Source organism: Pseudomonas sp. HMSC057H01, assembly GCF_001836405.1.
GTDB classification, from domain to species: Bacteria; Pseudomonadota; Gammaproteobacteria; order Pseudomonadales; family Pseudomonadaceae; genus Pseudomonas; species Pseudomonas aeruginosa.
The window spans coordinates 21,113-37,423 of the sequence record NZ_KV828413.1 but is presented as its reverse complement, the minus strand read 5'-3'; the positions used below and the strand labels follow the sequence as shown (position 1 = coordinate 37,423).

Sequence of the window (16,311 nt, the reverse complement as noted above, 5' to 3'; positions counted from 1 at the left end):
TGCGCGTCGGCAAAAAAAACGACGGGCCCCAAGTCGTCCGGGCCCGTCGGGTCAAAGCGCTGACGGGGTGATCAGCGCAGCTCTTCCAACAACCCCTGCAGATACCGACAGCCCTCGGTATCCAGCGCCTGCACCGGAAGGCGCGGCGCCCCCACCTCCAGGCCGGAGAGGCCCAGGCCGGCCTTGATGGTGGTCGGCAGGCCCCGGCGGAGGATGAAGTCGAGCAGCGGCAACTGCCGGTAGAACAGCGTGCGGGCCTTCTCCAGGTCGCCGTCGAGCACCGCCTGGTAGAGCTGGCCGTTGAGCGTCGGGATCAGGTTCGGCGCGGCGCTGCACCAGCCTTTCGCGCCGGCCACGAAGGCCTCCAGCGCCAGCGGGTTGCAGCCGTTGTAGAAGGGCACCCGGCCTTCGCCGAGCAGGCGCAGCTTGTGCATGCGCTGGATGTCGCCGGTGCTCTCCTTGACCATGGTCACGTTGTCCACTTCGCGGACGATGCGCAGGATCAGTTCCACCGACATGTCGATGCCGCTGGTGCCCGGGTTGTTGTAGAGCATCACCGGCACGCCGATGGCTTCGCCCACCGCGCGGTAGTGCTGGAACACTTCCGCCTCGTTGAGCTTCCAGTAGGAGATCGGCAGGACCATCACCGCCTCGGCGCCGAGGGATTCGGCGAACTGCGCGCGGCGCACGGTCTTGGCGGTGGTCAGGTCGGAGACGCTGACGATGGTCGGCACGCGATGGGCGACGGTCTTCAGGGTGAAGTCGACCACCTCGTCCCATTCCGGATCGCTCAGGTAGGCGCCTTCGCCGGTGCTGCCGAGCGGGGCGATGGCATGCACGCCGCCGTCGATCAGGCGCTCGATGGAGCGGCCGAGGGCCGGCAGGTCGAGACCGCCGTCGGCGGCGAAGGGGGTGATGGTGTAGCCGATGATGCCGTGGATGGATGCGGACATTGGATGTACCCGTGACATTGAGTGGGAAATGCCAGGACGGACCTGGTGGGAAAGGTCGTTCAGCTCAGGCAGTCGCTGTTGCGCGGCAGGCAGCGCCGGGCGTAGTAGTTGAATGCGGCGCCGTGGCGCTTCGGGGTGGAGATCCAGTCGTGGGCCTCGCGCGCCAGGGCCGGCGGGATCGGCTTGATCTCCCCAGCGGCCATCGCCAGCAACTGCATCTTCGCCGCGCGCTCGAGCAGCACCGCGATCACGCAGGCCTCCTCGATGCTCGCACCGGTGGCCAGCAGGCCGTGGTGGGAGAGCAGGATGGCGCGCTTGTCGCCGAGGGCGGCGGAGATGATCTCGCCTTCCTCGTTGCCTACCGGCACGCCCGGCCAGTCCTTGAGGAAGGCGCAGTCGTCGTATAGCGGGCAAAGGTCCATGTGCGAGACCTGCAGCGGTACTTCCAGGGTCGACAGCGCGGCGATGTGCAGCGGGTGGGTATGGATGATGCAATTGACGTCCGGGCGGGCGCGGTAGACCCAGCTGTGGAAGCGATTGGCCGGATTCGCCATGCCGTGCCCGTGGAGGACGTTGAGGTCTTCGTCGACCAGTAGCAGGTTGCCGGCGCTGATCTCGTCGAAGCCCAGGCCCAGTTGCTGGGTGTAGTAGGTCCCCGCCTCCGGGCCGCGCGAGGTGATCTGCCCGGCGAGCCCGGAGTCGTGGCCGGCCTCGAAGAGAATCCGGCAGGTCAGGGCCAGCTTTTGCCGGTCAGTCCACGTATTATCGCCGAGGCTGCTTTTCATCTGCTTCAGCGCGTGCTGGATCAGTTGATCCTTGGGTAATTCCAGTGTCGTAGCCATGCGAGGTTCCTTTGACGGAGCGAGTCGGGGGAAACGCCAGGCAGTTGCGCGCCACGCAACGACCCGGCTGTAAATGACACGGATCAAGTTATATGACACAAAGTGTCATTAGCAAGAGAAAAGTTTCATCGCCATCGGGAGAAGGCTGTCCTCAATGTCCATGCGCTTGAAATTGCTGAGAAAAAAACTCGGGGTCACGCTGGAGACCCTGGCCGAGAAGACCGGCCTGACCAAGAGCTACCTGTCCAAGGTCGAGCGCGGGCTGAACACGCCGTCCATTGCCGCCGCGCTGAAGCTGGCGAAGGCGTTGAACGTGCAGGTGGAGGAGCTGTTCTCCGAGGAAAGCGACGGTGTCGACGGCTACAGCATCGTTCGTCGCGACCAGCGCAAGTCGCTGTCCAGCGGCGACGACGGCCCGGCCTACGCCTCCCTCGCGCAGCAGATCGGCGCCCGCGCGCTGTTGCCGTTCATCGTCCACCCGCCGCGCGATTTCAGTCACTCGACGTTCAAGGAGCACCTCGGCGAAGAGTTCATCTTCGTCCATGAGGGCCAGGTCGAGGTCGACTTCATGAACCAGCGGATCATCCTCGAGCGCGGCGACGCCCTGCATTTCAACGCACAGAAGCCGCACCGCATCCGCTCCCTGGGGGAGACCCAGGCGGAATTGCTGGTGGTGATCCACAGCGACGAATGAGGCGACGGCTTCGGTCGATCGGATGCTTGCTAACGTTCTGTTCGATTATCGAACTGTTAATCGATTATCGGATTGTGAGCCCTCGGACCCCGGCGTAAGGTTCTCGTCACGTGCCGTCCAGGCAGCGCACAACAAGACGAGACCCGACCGATGGCTGAAATCCTCTCCCTGCGCGAAGCGGTGCGACGCTTCGTCCACGATGGCGACAGCGTCGCCCTCGAAGGCTTCACTCACCTGATCCCGACGGCCGCCGGCCACGAGTTGATCCGCCAGGGCAGGAAAGACCTGACGCTGATCCGCATGACTCCCGACCTGGTCTACGACCTGCTGATCGGTGCAGGCTGCGCGAAGAAGCTGGTGTTCTCCTGGGGCGGCAACCCCGGTGTCGGTTCGCTGCACCGCCTGCGCGACGCGGTGGAGAAGGGCTGGCCGCACCCGCTGGAGATCGAGGAACACAGCCACGCCGACCTCGCCAACGCCTATGTCGCCGGCGCCTCCGGGCTGCCCTTCGCGGTGCTGCGCGCCTACGCCGGCTCCGACCTGCCGAAGGTCAACCCGCTGATCCGCAGCGTCACCTGCCCGTTCACCGGCGAAGTGCTGGCGGCGGTGCCCTCGGTGCGCCCGGACGTCAGCGTGATCCACGCGCAGAAGGCCGACCGCAAGGGCAACGTGCTGCTCTGGGGCATCCTCGGCGTGCAGAAGGAAGCGGCCCTGGCGGCGAAGCGCTGCATCGTCACCGTCGAGGAGATCGTCGACGAACTGGACGCCCCGATGAACGCCTGCGTCCTGCCGAGCTGGGCGCTCAGCGCCGTGTGCCTGGTGCCCGGCGGCGCGCATCCGTCCTATGCCCACGGCTACTACGAACGCGACAACCGCTTCTACCAGGACTGGGACCCGATCGCCCGCGACCGCGAAAGCTTTACCGCGTGGATCGACGAATACATCCGGGGGACCGAGGATTTCGGCGCCTTCCAGGCCAAGCTCGCGGAGGGCAAGCGATGAGCAGCTACAGCACCAACGAGATGATGACCGTGGCCGCCGCCCGCCGCCTGCACAACGGTGCGGTGTGCTTCGTCGGCATCGGCCTGCCGTCGAAGGCCGCCAACCTGGCGCGCCTGACTTCCTCGCCGGACGTCGTGCTGATCTACGAGTCCGGCCCGATCGGCGCCAAGCCCAGCGTCCTGCCACTGTCCATCGGCGACGGCGAGTTGGCCGAGACCGCCGATACCGTGGTCCCCACCGGTGAGATATTCCGCTACTGGCTGCAGGGCGGACGGATCGACGTCGGCTTCCTCGGCGCGGCCCAGGTCGACCGCTTCGGCAACATCAACACCACCGTGATCGGCGACTACCGCCAGCCCAAGGTGCGCCTGCCGGGAGCCGGCGGCGCGCCGGAAATCGCCGGCAGCGCCAAGGAAGTGCTGATCATCCTCAAGCAGTCGCACCGCACCTTCGTCGACAAGCTGGCCTTCGTCACCTCGGTCGGCCATGGCGAGGGCGGCGACTCGCGCCAGCGCCTGGGCCTGCCGGGCAAGGGGCCGGTGGCGATCATCACCGACCTGTGCATCATGGAGCCGGAAGCCGGCAGCAACGAGTTCGTGGTCACTTCGCTGCATCCGGGCGTGACCCGCGAGCAGGTGGTCGAGGCCACCGGTTGGGCGATCCGCTTCGCCGAGCGGGTCGCCGAGACGCCCGCGCCGAGCGAGGTCGAACTCGCCGCGCTGCGCGACCTCGAGGCGCGCACCGCGGCCGCCCATGGACAGAAGGGGAGCGACGAATGAGCCGCGAGGTATTCATCTGCGATGCCGTGCGCACGCCGATCGGCCGTTTCGGCGGCAGTCTTTCCGCGGTGCGCGCCGACGACCTCGCGGCGGTGCCGCTGAAGGCCCTGGTCGAGCGCAACCCGGGGGTCGACTGGTCGGCGCTGGACGAGGTGTTCCTCGGCTGCGCCAACCAGGCCGGCGAGGACAACCGTAACGTGGCGCGCATGGCGCTGCTGCTGGCCGGTTTGCCGGAGAGCGTGCCCGGCGTCACCCTCAACCGCCTCTGCGCCTCGGGGATGGACGCCATCGGCACGGCGTTCCGCGCCATCGCCTGCGGCGAGATGGAGCTGGCCATCGCCGGCGGCGTCGAGTCGATGTCGCGCGCGCCGTACGTGATGGGCAAGGCCGATAGCGCCTTCGGGCGCGGCCAGAAGATCGAGGACACCACCATCGGCTGGCGCTTCGTCAACCCGCTGATGAAGGAGCAGTACGGCATCGACCCGATGCCGCAGACCGCCGACAACGTCGCCGACGACTATCGCGTGTCGCGTGCCGACCAGGATGCCTTCGCCCTGCGCAGCCAGCAGCGCGCCGGCAGGGCGCAGGCGGCCGGTTTCTTCGCCGAGGAAATCGTCCCGGTGACGATTCGCGGGCGCAAGGGCGACACCCTGGTCGAGTACGACGAGCATCCGCGTCCCGACACCACCCTGGAGGCGCTGGCCCGGCTCAAGCCGGTCAACGGGCCGGAGAAGACCGTCACCGCCGGCAACGCGTCCGGGGTCAACGACGGCGCCGCCGCGCTGGTCCTGGCCTCCGCCGAGGCAGTGGAGAAGCACGGCCTGACTCCGCGCGCGCGGGTGCTGGGCATGGCCAGCGCCGGCGTCGCCCCACGGATCATGGGCATCGGCCCGGTGCCGGCGGTGCGCAAGCTGCTGCGGCGCCTGGACCTGGCGATCGACGCCTTCGACGTGATCGAACTCAACGAAGCCTTCGCCAGCCAGGGCCTGGCCTGCCTGCGCGAACTGGGCGTGGCCGACGACAGTGAGAAGGTCAACCCGAACGGCGGTGCCATCGCCCTCGGCCACCCGCTGGGGATGAGCGGTGCGCGGCTGGTCCTCACCGCGCTCCATCAACTTGAGAAGAGCGGCGGCCGGCGCGGCCTGGCGACCATGTGCGTAGGCGTCGGCCAAGGCCTGGCGCTGGCCATCGAGCGGGTCTGACTGGCACAACCGGGTCGCCCGCCCGGTATCAAGAGCGCGCGTCGCGCGGCGCTGCCCATGGTTCGGCGGCGGCGCGGCGCGTGTGCAGCGGAACAGGACGCTCCGTCGCACGGTCAGGATGAAACGGACCCTGTCGAGAGAACAACAGCATGACTGCCCCGGTTCACCAGTACAGCAACGAAGAACGCCGCAAGCGCATCTTCGCCATCGTCGGCGCCTCCTCCGGCAACCTCGTGGAATGGTTCGACTTCTACGTCTACGCCTTCTGCGCGATCTACTTCGCACCGGCCTTCTTCCCCTCCGACAACCCCACGGTGCAGTTGCTGAACACCGCCGGGGTCTTCGCCGCCGGCTTCCTCATGCGCCCCATCGGCGGCTGGATGTTCGGCCGCATCGCCGACAAGCACGGGCGCAAGACCGCCATGCTGATCTCGGTGGTGATGATGTGCGCCGGCTCCCTGGCGATCGCCTGCATGCCCACCTACGCCAGCATCGGCACCCTGGCGCCGGCGCTGCTGTTGCTGGCGCGGATGTTCCAGGGCCTGTCGGTGGGCGGCGAGTACGGCACCAGCGCGACCTACATGAGCGAGGTGGCGCTCAAGGGCCAGCGCGGCTTCTTCGCCTCGTTCCAGTACGTCACCCTGATCGGCGGACAGTTGCTGGCGGTGCTGGTGGTGGTGATCCTGCAGCAGTTGCTGAGCGAAGACGAACTGCGCGCCTGGGGCTGGCGGATTCCCTTCGTGATCGGCGCGATCACCGCGGTGATCGCCCTCTGGCTGCGGCGCTCGCTGAACGAGACCGCTTCGAAGTCGACCCTGGAGCGCAAGGAGTCTGGCACCTTCGCCGAGCTGTTCAAGCACAAGCGGGCCTTCTTCACCGTGCTCGGATTCACCGCCGGCGGCTCGCTGATCTTCTACACCTTCACCACCTACATGCAGAAGTACCTGGTCAACACCGCCGGGATGAGCGCCAAGACCGCCAGCGCGGTGATGACCTTCGCCCTGCTGGCGTACATGCTGATGCAACCGCTGTTCGGCATGCTTTCCGATCGCATCGGGCGCAAGACCTCGATGCTCTGGTTCGGCACCCTGGGCACACTCTGCACCTTGCCGATCCTGCTCGCGCTGAAGACCGTGAGCAGTCCCTACATGGCCTTCTTCCTGATCATCCTGGCGCTGGCCATCGTCAGCCTGTACACCTCCATCAGCGGCCTGATCAAGGCCGAGATGTTCCCGCCGGAGGTGCGCGCCCTCGGCGTCGGAGTGTCCTACGCGGTGGGCAACGCGATCTTCGGCGGCTCGGCCGAGTACGTCGCCCTGGGGCTGAAGTCGGTAGGGATGGAGAACGTCTTCTACTGGTATGTTTCAGCCATGTGCCTGCTGGCGCTGCTGGTCTGCGTGAGCCTGCCGGATCTGCGCAAGGTCAGCTACCTGAACGACGAGCCCTGACGGGCCGGGAAAAGGAAAACCGATGAGCGACGTACCCGCCAACCAGTTGTTCGATGCCTATTTCACGGCGGCGCCGATGCGCGCGGTGTTCTCCGACCGCGGCCGCCTGCAAGGCATGCTCGACTTCGAGGCCGCCCTGGCTCGCGCCGAGGCGCGCACCGGGGTGGTTCCCGCGACGGCGGTGGCGCCGATCGAGTCGGCCTGCCGCGCCGAACTGTACGACCCGCTGGCGCTGGCCGAGGCGGTCGCCACTGCCGGCAACTCGGCGATCCCGCTGGTCAAGGCGCTGGGCCGCCAGGTGGCGGCTGGCGACGCCGCGGCCGAGCGCTACGTGCATCTCGGCGCCACCAGCCAGGACGCCATGGACAGCGGCCTGGTGCTGCAACTGCGCCGCGCGCTGGCCTTGCTCGAGCAGGATCTGCAACGTCTTGCCGAGGTCCTGGCGGACCAGGCCGAACGGCATGCCGACACGCCGCTGGCCGGGCGCACCTGGTTGCAGCACGCCACCCCGGTGACCCTGGGCATGAAGCTCGCCGGCCTGCTCGGCGCCTTGACCCGGCACCGCCAGCGCCTGCGCGAGTTGCGCCCGCGCCTGCTGGTGCTGCAATTCGGCGGCGCCTCGGGGACGCTCGCCGCGCTCGACGAACAGGCCCTGCCGGTGGCCGCGGCGCTGGCCGAGGAGCTGGGCCTGGCTTTGCCCGAACAACCCTGGCACACCCAGCGTGACCGCCTGGTGGAGTTCGCCAGCGTGCTCGGCCTGGTGGCCGGTAGCCTCGGCAAGTTCGGTCGCGATGTCAGCCTGCTGATGCAGACCGAGGCCGGCGAGGTCTTCGAGCCGGCCGGCGCCGGGCGCGGCGGTTCCTCGACCATGCCGCACAAGCGCAACCCGGTGAGCAGCGCGGTGCTGATCGCCGCCGCCACCCGTGCGCCGGGGCTGGTCTCGACCCTGTTCGCGGCGATGCCGCAGGAACACGAGCGCAGCCTCGGTCTCTGGCACGCCGAGTGGGAAACCCTGCCGGAACTCTGTTGCCTGGTTTCCGGCGCGCTGCAACAGGCGATCGGCCTGCTCGAAGGCCTGGAGGTGGACGCCCAGCGGATGCGCCGCAACCTTGGCCTGACCCACGGCCTGGTGCTCGCCGAGGCGGTGAGCATCGCCCTGGCCCGTCGTATCGGCCGCGAAGCCGCGCACCATCTGGTGGAACAGTGCTGCCGCCGCGCCGTCGAGCAGCGCCGCGAGTTGCGCGCGGTGCTCGGCGAAGAGGCGCGGGTGAGCGCCGAGTTGTCCGGCGACGAACTGGACCGCCTGCTCGATCCCGCCCATTACCTCGGCCAGGCCCGCGCCTGGGTCGAGCGCGCGCTCGCCGAACACCATGCCCTGGGCTTCGAACCCCATCCCGCCTGACTGGAGATCCCTTCGTGCCAACCGTACGCCTCGCCGACGGCGACCTGAACTACTCCCTGGAAGGACCGGCCGGCGCGCCGGTCCTGCTGTTGTCAAACTCGCTGGGCACCGACCTGGGCATGTGGGACACGCAGATCCCCGCACTCACCGCCCACTTCCGCGTGCTGCGCTACGACACCCGCGGCCACGGCGCCTCGCTGGTCACCCCCGGACCGTACGCCATCGGCCAGCTCGGCGCCGACGTGCTTGCCCTGCTCGATGCCCTCGACCTGCCGCGCGTGCATTTCTGCGGGCTATCCATGGGCGGCCTGATCGGTCAGTGGCTGGGCATCCACGCCGGCGAGCGGCTCGGCCGGCTGGTGCTGTGCAACACTGCGGCGAAGATCGCCAGCGACGAGGTCTGGAACACCCGCATCGATACCGTCCTGAAAGGCGGCGAGCAGGCCATGCGCGACCTGCGCGACGCCTCGGTGGCGCGCTGGTTCACCGCGGGCTTCGCCGAGCGCGAACCGGCGCAGGTCGAGCGCATCGTCGCGATGCTCGCGGCCACCTCGCCGCAGGGCTACGCGGCCAACTGCGCTGCGGTACGCGACGCCGACTTCCGCGAGCAGCTCGGGCTGGTCCAGGCGCCGACGCTGATCGTCGCCGGCAGCCACGATGCCGTGACCACTCCGGACAACGCCCGCTTCATGCAGGCGCGCATCGCCGACGCGCAGTTGGTCGAGTTCGCCGCCGCGCACCTGTCCAACGTCGAAGCGGGCGACGCCTTCAGCCGCCGCCTGGTCGATTTCCTGCTGTCCGCCTGAGGAACCGCCGATGGACGAGAAACAACGCTACGAAGCCGGCATGCAAGTGCGCCGCGCGGTGCTCGGCGACGCCCACGTCGAGCGCAGCCTGGCCAACCTGACGCCGTTCAACGAAGAGTTCCAGGAGATGATCACCCGCCACGCCTGGGGCGACATCTGGACCCGTCCGGGGCTGCCGCGACACACCCGCAGCCTGGTCACCATCGCCATGCTGATCGGCATGAACCGCAACGAGGAACTCAAGCTGCATCTGAGCGCGGCGAAGAACAACGGGGTGAGCCGCGACGAGATCAAGGAAGTGATCATGCAGAGCGCCATCTACTGCGGCATTCCCGCGGCCAACGCGACCTTCCACCTGGCCGAATCGGTGTGGGACGAGCTTGGCGTGGAGTCGCAGCAGACGTCCCGGTAGGCCGCCGGGCGGGGCTATCGGTAGGGCGAATGGCGTCGCAGGCGTTATCCGCCGAGGCGGCGCTTCCCCTTGCCATTCGCCGGCGTTTCCCGGAAGGTCGACAGCTCCGTCATCCCTTCGGTCCGCCATGAGCCGCAAGCTGCATATCCACGCGCCCGCGATCCACTACTTCGACATGGTGCGCCGCTGCCATTCGATCCGCGAAGCCGCGCGACGCCTGAACGTCGCCTCGTCGGCGGTGAACCGGCAGATCCTCAAGCTGGAGGACGAGATCGGCGCGCCGCTGTTCGACCGCCTGCCCGGGGGCCTGCGCCTGACCGGAGCCGGGGAGATCTTCGCGCGCCACGTCACCGTGGTCCTGCAGGACATGGAGCGCGTGCGTTCCGAACTGGACGCGCTGCAAGGCCTGCGCACCGGCCATGTGGAGATCGCCACCATCGAGGCGGTGACCAGCGACCTGCTGCCCTGCGTGCTCAAGGCGATGCGCGAACGCTACCCGGACATCACCGTCGGCGTCACCCTGCTCGGTTCCCAGGCGATACCCGAGGCGGTGAGCAGCGGCGCGGTCGACCTCGGCCTGGCCTTCGCCCTGCCGCGCAGCGCCGACCTGCAACAGGTCAGCGTCGGCCATTTCCGCCTCGGTGCCATCGTCTCCCCGCAGCACCCGTTGGCGCGACACCAGGCCATCGCCTTCGCCGATTGCGTCGAACATGGCCTGATCATGGCCAAGAGCGAGCTGTCCATCCATCACCTGCTGGCGCCGCTCCAGCGCCGTTTGCGCGAACCGCGCCGGGCGGTGCTGGAGAGCAGCTCCCTGGAGCTGTCGCGACAACTGGCGCGGCGCGGGCTCGGCGTCGCCTTCCAGACCCGCCTGGGGATCGAGGCCGACATCGCCCAGGGCGAGTTGCGCTTCCTGCCGCTGAAAGACAATGGCGGCATCCACAGCGACCTCGGCCTCTACGTGCGTACCGGCCGCTACCTGCCGGTGGCGGTGGACGCCCTGGCCCGGCAGATCGCCGAGGAAGTGCGCCTGCGCGAGCGCGAGGAAGCGCGCCTGAACGAGGCCTGAGCGGCGCTCGCGCCGATGCCAGACGGCTTGCCCGAGCTTGCTCGTTCGCTGATGCCGTTTCGGCATCGGTATGTTCGATATTCTGTTCTTTGGTCAGCGCGGCGAAGTGCCGATACTGCCCCGCGACCCCGGCGCGAAACCGGGGGCTGAGTCGCCACAAGAACAACAAGCAACCAGCAGGACACACAGCATGAAGAAGATGATGCAGGGCGCCGCCGCCCTGATCGCGCTCGTCGGCGCCGGGGAGAGCATGGCGCTGGAATGGATGAGCAACAGCGTCGGTTTCCGCTACGGCCAGCAATTCACCAACCCGAACAACCCGGACAAGTTCGCCAAGCGCATCTACAGCTTCACCCACGCCGACGGCTATCGCTACGGCAGCAATTTCTTCAATCTCGATGTGTTCCTTTCCGACAGCCGCGACCCGCGCAAGGGCACCGACCACGGTGGCAGCGAGGTCTATGCGGTCTACCGCCACCAGCTCTACGCCTCGCGGGTGTTCGACCGGCCGCTGGGCACCGGCCTGGTCAAGGACTACGCCTTCACCCTGGGCTTCGACGCCAGCCGCAACAACAACCTGGCTTCGGCCAAGAAGCGCGCCCTGGTGTTCGGCCCGACCCTCAAGTTCAATGGTCCCGGCGTGCTCGACCTGAGCCTGCTCTACTACCGCGAGAAGAACCACTTCGGCGTGCCCGGCGCGCGCCATCCCGACCACACCTTCGACACCACCTACATGCTCAACCTGACCTGGATGCGGCCGTTCAAGGTCGGCAACCGTGCGGCGAAGTTCCAGGGCTTCGTCAACTACGTGGGAGAGAAGGGCGAGGACTACAACGACAAGGACACCGCGGCGGAAACCCTGGTCCGCACCGCCCTGATGGTCGCCGCCCTGCCAGGCGACAAGCGCCAGCCGAACCTGTGGCTCGGCGTCGGCTACGAGTATTGGCACAACAAGTTCGGCGTCGACGGCGGCACCGGCAGCCGCACCTCGACGCCGACGTTGAACATGGAATTCACCTTCTGAGGCGATGCGCCGCCGCCCTACGCGATGCCGCCAACCCTGGGGTGGGGCGAATAACGCCACCGGCGTTATCCGCCGATACACCGACGCCCGGCGGCGGATAACCGCAAGCGGTTATGCGTCCTACGCGATGGGGCAGTTTCACCCCGCATCCGCGTGACTGACCAACCCCTTCAGCAGCACCGCGGCGGTGGCCAGTGCAGCCGGCAGCACCAGGGCGGTCAGCACCTGTTCGAAGTTCCAGCCCAGGCCCAGCAGGGTGGCGCCGATCCAGGCGCCGAGGATGGCGCCGAAGCGGCCGATACCGAGCATCCAGGAGACCCCTGTGGCCCGCCCCTGGGTCGGATAGAAGCGCGCCGCCAGCGACGGCATCGCCGACTGCGCGCCGTTGATGCACATGCCGGCCAGCAGCACCAGGGTTGCCAGTAGGGTGACCTGGCCGAGGCTCTGGCCGACGCACCAGGCGAACACCCCCGCCAGCAGGTAGAACAGGCCGATCACCTTGTGCGGGTTGAAGCGATCCATCGCCCAGCCCACCGCTACGGCGCTGAGCACCCCGCCGAACTGGAACAGCGCGCCGATGAACGCCGCGTGCTCCAGGCTCGCGCCGCTATCGCGCATCAGGGTCGGCAGCCAGCTGGTGAGCAGGTAGACGATCACCAGGCCCATGAAGTAGGTCAGCCAGAGCAGCAGGGTGCCGGCGCTGTAGGTACCGGAAAAGATCACCGCGAACACGTTGCGGGCCTGCACCGTCTGCTGCTCGGGGACGTGGAAACTCCGTGCCAGCGCCACCTGCGCCGGGGCGATGGGGGCCAGCACCTGGCGTACCCGCTCGCTGCCGCGGTTGCGCACCACCAGGTAGCGCGCCGATTCCGGCAGGCGGAACAGCAGGACTACCGCCAGGACCAGCGGTAGCAGGCCGCCGAGCAGCAGCAGGCTGTGCCAGCCGAACAGCGGGATCAGCTTCGCCGAGACGAATCCGCCGCAGGCCATGCCCAGGTTGAAGCCACAGAACATGCTGGTCACCAGCAGCGACTTGAGGCGCTCGGGGGTGTATTCGGAAAGCAGGGTGGTGGCGTTGGGCATCGCCGCGCCGAGGCCGAGGCCGGTGAGGAAGCGCAGCGCCAGCAGTTGCTCGACGTTGGTGCTGTAGGCCGAGGCCAGGCTGAACAGGCCGAAGAGGAAGACCGCCGCGACCAATACCAGCTTGCGTCCGTAGCGGTCGGCCAGCGGTCCGGAGCCGAGGGCGCCGAAGACCATGCCGATCAGCGCGGCGCTCATCACCGGGCCGAGGCTGGCGCGGTCGATGCCCCAGTCCTGGGTCAGCGCCGGCGCGATGAAGCCCATCGCGGCGGTGTCGAGGCCATCGAGGAAGACGATCAGGAAGCACAGCAGGACGATCCGCCATTGGTACGGCGAAAGCGGCTGGGCATTGATGAAGGCTTGCACGTCGAGTCGTTCGACGGCGGGCAGGCTGGGGCTGTTCATGGGACGGGTTCCGCGGCGAGAGTGAGGGCGTGGGACGAGGGTCGGACGCGTGGCTCAGGTGCAGGCGGCGGAAGGCAAGGCGTGCTGCGGCATGTCGGGATTCCCCTGTTGTTTTTGTAGCGGAGGCGCTCGGCCTGCCGGGGTGCAGACACATTACGGAGGGCCATGGGGAGTGGCAATCCGATAATCGTTTATCGGTTCGCTGATCGAACGGAACCCTGTGAAATCTCGACCTTCGCCAGGCTGTGAAAATCCGGAACCAGATTCTAGAATCCTGCCTTCCCTCGACTCAGGAACGTCCTTCCATGGCCGGTAGCCTCATCGAACGCGCCCTCGGCTTGCTCGAACTCCTCGCCAGCGATGCCCGCGGCCTGCCCCTGCAACAACTGGCGGACCGCCTGGATATCCCCAAGAGCGCCGCGCACCGCATGCTCGCCGAGCTGATCCGGCTCGGCTACGTGCGCCAGGACCACGACACCAGCCGCTACCGCCTCAGCACCCGCCTGGCCGCGCTGGGCTTCCGCTTCCTCGCGTCCAGCGGGGTGGTCGACCTGGTCCAGCCGGTGCTCGACGGGCTCGCCCGGGAGACCGGCGAACTGGTGCGCCTGGGGGTGATCGAAGGCGATCGCCAGACCTGGATCGCCAAGTCCCAGGGCGCCACCTCCGGGCTACGCTACGACCCCGACATGGGGCGCGAGGCGCCGCTGTTCTACACCGCGTCCGGGCACGCCTGGCTGGCCAGCCTGAGCGACAAGGCGGCGCTGGCGCTGGTGGAGCGCCAGGGCGTAGGGGCGGCGCGGGACTTCGGTCCCAACGCGCCGCGCTCCAGGAGCGAGCTGCTGCGTTACCTGAAGCGCGCCCGCGAGCACGGCTATGCCTGGCAGATCGAATGCTCGGCGCCGGGCATGGCGGCGATGGCCGCACTGGTGCGCCACCCCGAGGACGGACGGGCTCTCGGCGTGCTCAGCGTGGCCGGGCCGAGCGCACGCTTCGGCGAGGCGCGCATGCACGAACTGGCGCCCCTGCTCCTGGCCGCGGCGCAGGACCTGTCCCACGCCAGCCAGGCGTCCGAGCTGTTTCGCTGAGCCATCCGGCCCGGCCCCAGTCCTTTCCCGACATCGGCGTTCGAATAGCGAACGCTTTCTTGCCTGCCACGGAGCCCGCATGCAGCGGGCCTTTCCGCACTTCCATGGAGGTCCTGGCGGCGCTGCCGTCTCGAAGCGCTCTTGCGCGGGGCCAACTCCTCGTTCAAATAATCTCCTTCGTTAAATCTGGAACGAAGTTCTGGAATCCTGAGACGAACAAGAAAACAACGATTGGGGACCGCCTTGGACGCACCGCTTCGCATCGCCCTCATCGGCGCCGGCAACATGGGCCGCCAGCATTACCATCGCTTGCAGCGAATCGCCGGCGCGCGCCTGTGTGCGGTGGCCGATCCCCAGGGCCAGGCGTTCGCCGCGGACGCCGGCGTGCCCTGGTTCGGCGATCATCGGAGGTTGCTGGAAGAAGCCCGGCCGCAAGCGGCGATCGTCGCCAATCCGAACAACCTGCATGTCGCCACCGCCCTCGACTGCCTCGCCGCCGGGGTGCCGCTGCTGCTGGAAAAACCGGTCGGCGTGCAGCTCGACGAAGTGAGCGAGCTGGTGGCCGTCGCCCGGCGATCTGGCGTTCCGCTGCTGGTCGGTCACCATCGTCGGCACAATCCGCTGGTCGTGCGGGCGCGCCAATTGATCGCCGAGGGCGCGCTCGGTCGGTTGCTGTCGGTCACCGCGCTCTGGCAGTTGAAGAAGCCCGACAGTTATTTCGAGGTGGCCTGGCGTCGCGAGCCCGGCGCGGGAATGTTGCTGACCAACCTGATCCATGACCTCGACCTGCTCCGCCACCTGTGCGGGGAAGTGCGGGAGGTGCAGGCGCTGGCCGGCAACGCTATCCGTGGCCTGCCCAACGAAGACAACGTCGCGCTGCTCCTGCGCTTCGCCAATGGCGCCCTGGGCAGCCTGACCGGTTGCGACGCTGCGGCGGCGCCCTGGAGCTGGGAGCTGGCCGCCGGGGAGAACCCGGTCTATCCGCGCCAGGCCGAGCAACCCTGCTACCTGCTGGCCGGCACCGAGGGTGCCCTGAGCCTGCCCCAGCTCCGCCGCTGGCGCTACGCCGAGGCCCGGCAGGGCTGGCACGACCCGCTGGCGGCCAGCGTGGAGGCCGTGGCGGCAGGCGACCCCCTGCAACGCCAGCTAGAGCACTTCGTCCGGGTCGCGCGGGGCGAGGAAGCGCCATTGATGGATGCCACCGACGCCGCTCGCACCCTGGCGCTGGTCGAGGCGGTTCGCGAGGCCGCGCGCAGTGGCCGGGCCTGCGCGCCGGCCAGTTTCTGAACCGCTGACGATGAGGTAGTGCATGGAATCGAGGATTCTTTCCCTGGCGGCGCTCACCGTGCTCGAGCTGTCGCCCCCGGACATGGTCGAGGCTGCCGCCCGTGCCGGCTACAGTCATGTCGGCCTGCGCCTGGTGCCGGCCACCGTGGAAGAGCACCACTATCCGCTGCTGGCCGATGCCGGCCTGCGCCGGCGGACCCTGGCGCGGCTGCGCGACAGCGGAGTGCGCACGCTGGACGTGGAGATCCTGCGCCTGCGTCCGGACACCCGCGTCGGCGAGTTCGCCGCGGTGCTGGAGGTCGGCGCCGAGTTCGGCGCGCGCTATGTGCTGGTGGCCGGCAACGATGACGACGAGCGGCGCAGCGCGGACAATTTCGCCGCGTTGTGCGACCTGGCGCGGCCGCTCGGCCTCGATCCGCACCTGGAGTTCATGCCCTGGACCGGGATCCGCGACCTGCGGCAGGCCGCACGGGTGGTCGAGGCGGCGGCGCGGGACAACGCCGGCCTGTTGCTGGACGCCTTCCATTTCGACCGCTCGGCCAGCAGCCTGGAAGACCTGCGGGCGATCCCGCCTGCGCGCCTGGGCTACGCGCAACTCTGCGATGTCGTCGGGCCGCGTCCGACGTCGATGGACGAAATCCTTCGCCAGGCCCGCGAGGAACGGCGTTTCCCTGGCGATGGCGGGCTCGATCTGCTGGCGCTGCTGCGCGCCTTGCCGGAGAACCTGCCGCTGAGCCTGGAGGTGCCCGCGCTGGATCTGCTCGCGCGCGGCGTGGATGGCGCGGAGCGGGCGCGGCTGGCGATCGAGCGGACCCGGGCGC

16 protein-coding genes are annotated in these 16,311 nt (G+C 68.4%); 13 read left to right on the top strand and 3 right to left on the bottom strand.

All coding sequences use genetic code 11. The features are described from left to right. Positions 1 to 71: 71 nt before the first annotated feature. Together HMPREF2581_RS06675 and HMPREF2581_RS06670 are read right to left on the bottom strand one after the other, a co-directional pair. Positions 72 to 953 carry a dihydrodipicolinate synthase family protein gene (locus HMPREF2581_RS06675; RefSeq protein ID WP_003110235.1) on the bottom strand — a complete coding sequence of 294 codons (882 nt, stop codon included), beginning with the start codon at positions 951 to 953 and terminating at the stop codon, positions 72 to 74. Between the two features lie 59 nt (positions 954 to 1,012). Continuing rightward, positions 1,013 to 1,795 (bottom strand): aldolase, encoded by a 783-nt coding sequence (locus HMPREF2581_RS06670; RefSeq protein ID WP_003084054.1) that lies wholly within the window; start codon positions 1,793 to 1,795, stop codon positions 1,013 to 1,015. A 154-nt stretch (positions 1,796 to 1,949) separates the two neighbouring features. Here HMPREF2581_RS06670 and HMPREF2581_RS06665 point away from each other — a divergent pair, with 154 nt between their 5' ends. The 10 genes from HMPREF2581_RS06665 (at position 1,950) to HMPREF2581_RS06620 (ending at position 11,633) form a co-directional block, all read left to right on the top strand. Next, the gene (locus tag HMPREF2581_RS06665) at positions 1,950 to 2,489 is read left to right on the top strand and encodes a helix-turn-helix domain-containing protein (RefSeq protein WP_003112674.1); all 540 of its coding nucleotides are present in this window, start codon (positions 1,950 to 1,952) and stop codon (positions 2,487 to 2,489) included. 150 nt (positions 2,490 to 2,639) lie between these two features. Continuing rightward, a complete protein-coding gene (locus tag HMPREF2581_RS06660) occupies positions 2,640 to 3,491 on the top strand; it encodes a CoA transferase subunit A (protein WP_003118609.1) in 852 nt (283 codons plus the stop codon). Beyond that, positions 3,488 to 4,270 carry a CoA-transferase subunit beta gene (locus HMPREF2581_RS06655; protein ID WP_003084062.1) on the top strand — a complete coding sequence of 261 codons (783 nt, stop codon included), beginning with the start codon at positions 3,488 to 3,490 and terminating at the stop codon, positions 4,268 to 4,270. Before HMPREF2581_RS06660 ends, HMPREF2581_RS06655 begins: the two co-directional genes overlap by 4 nt. Beyond that, complete coding sequence (gene pcaF, locus HMPREF2581_RS06650; RefSeq protein ID WP_003110233.1) at positions 4,267 to 5,472, top strand: 3-oxoadipyl-CoA thiolase; 1,206 nt, start codon at positions 4,267 to 4,269, stop codon at positions 5,470 to 5,472. Before HMPREF2581_RS06655 ends, pcaF begins: the two co-directional genes overlap by 4 nt. Positions 5,473 to 5,621: 149 nt before the next feature. Further along, complete coding sequence (locus HMPREF2581_RS06645) at positions 5,622 to 6,920, top strand: MFS family transporter (protein ID WP_003101889.1); 1,299 nt, start codon at positions 5,622 to 5,624, stop codon at positions 6,918 to 6,920. 22 nt (positions 6,921 to 6,942) lie between these two features. Beyond that, entirely contained in the window at positions 6,943 to 8,322 is a 1,380-nt protein-coding gene (locus HMPREF2581_RS06640; RefSeq protein WP_003137105.1) for a 3-carboxy-cis,cis-muconate cycloisomerase, read from the top strand. A gap of 14 nt (positions 8,323 to 8,336) precedes the next feature. Further along, complete coding sequence (pcaD, locus tag HMPREF2581_RS06635; protein ID WP_003110231.1) at positions 8,337 to 9,128, top strand: 3-oxoadipate enol-lactonase; 792 nt, start codon at positions 8,337 to 8,339, stop codon at positions 9,126 to 9,128. Positions 9,129 to 9,138: 10 nt separating this feature from the next. After that, positions 9,139 to 9,540, top strand: coding sequence for a 4-carboxymuconolactone decarboxylase (gene pcaC, locus HMPREF2581_RS06630; protein ID WP_003137108.1), 402 nt, complete (start codon positions 9,139 to 9,141; stop codon positions 9,538 to 9,540). Between the two features lie 127 nt (positions 9,541 to 9,667). Then, positions 9,668 to 10,609 carry a LysR family transcriptional regulator gene (locus HMPREF2581_RS06625; protein ID WP_003084073.1) on the top strand — a complete coding sequence of 314 codons (942 nt, stop codon included), beginning with the start codon at positions 9,668 to 9,670 and terminating at the stop codon, positions 10,607 to 10,609. 190 nt (positions 10,610 to 10,799) lie between these two features. Continuing rightward, on the top strand, positions 10,800 to 11,633 hold the full coding sequence (locus HMPREF2581_RS06620; RefSeq protein ID WP_003137110.1) for a hypothetical protein: 834 nt from the start codon (positions 10,800 to 10,802) through the stop codon (positions 11,631 to 11,633). A gap of 138 nt (positions 11,634 to 11,771) precedes the next feature. On the opposite strand, the gene HMPREF2581_RS06615 is transcribed toward HMPREF2581_RS06620, so the two are convergent. Next, complete coding sequence (locus HMPREF2581_RS06615; protein WP_003137113.1) at positions 11,772 to 13,118, bottom strand: 4-hydroxybenzoate transporter PcaK; 1,347 nt, start codon at positions 13,116 to 13,118, stop codon at positions 11,772 to 11,774. Positions 13,119 to 13,423: 305 nt separating this feature from the next. Between HMPREF2581_RS06615 and HMPREF2581_RS06610 the strand changes: the two genes are divergently transcribed. From HMPREF2581_RS06610 to HMPREF2581_RS06600, 3 genes are all read left to right on the top strand, one after another. Further along, positions 13,424 to 14,203 carry an IclR family transcriptional regulator gene (locus HMPREF2581_RS06610; protein WP_003110229.1) on the top strand — a complete coding sequence of 260 codons (780 nt, stop codon included), beginning with the start codon at positions 13,424 to 13,426 and terminating at the stop codon, positions 14,201 to 14,203. A gap of 243 nt (positions 14,204 to 14,446) precedes the next feature. Further along, positions 14,447 to 15,490, top strand: a complete 1,044-nt coding sequence (locus HMPREF2581_RS06605) for a Gfo/Idh/MocA family protein (RefSeq protein WP_003121655.1) — start codon at positions 14,447 to 14,449, stop codon at positions 15,488 to 15,490. Positions 15,491 to 15,512: 22 nt separating this feature from the next. Next, on the top strand, positions 15,513 to 16,311 hold a 799-nt coding region (locus HMPREF2581_RS06600; RefSeq protein WP_070867310.1), incomplete at its 3' end, for a sugar phosphate isomerase/epimerase family protein.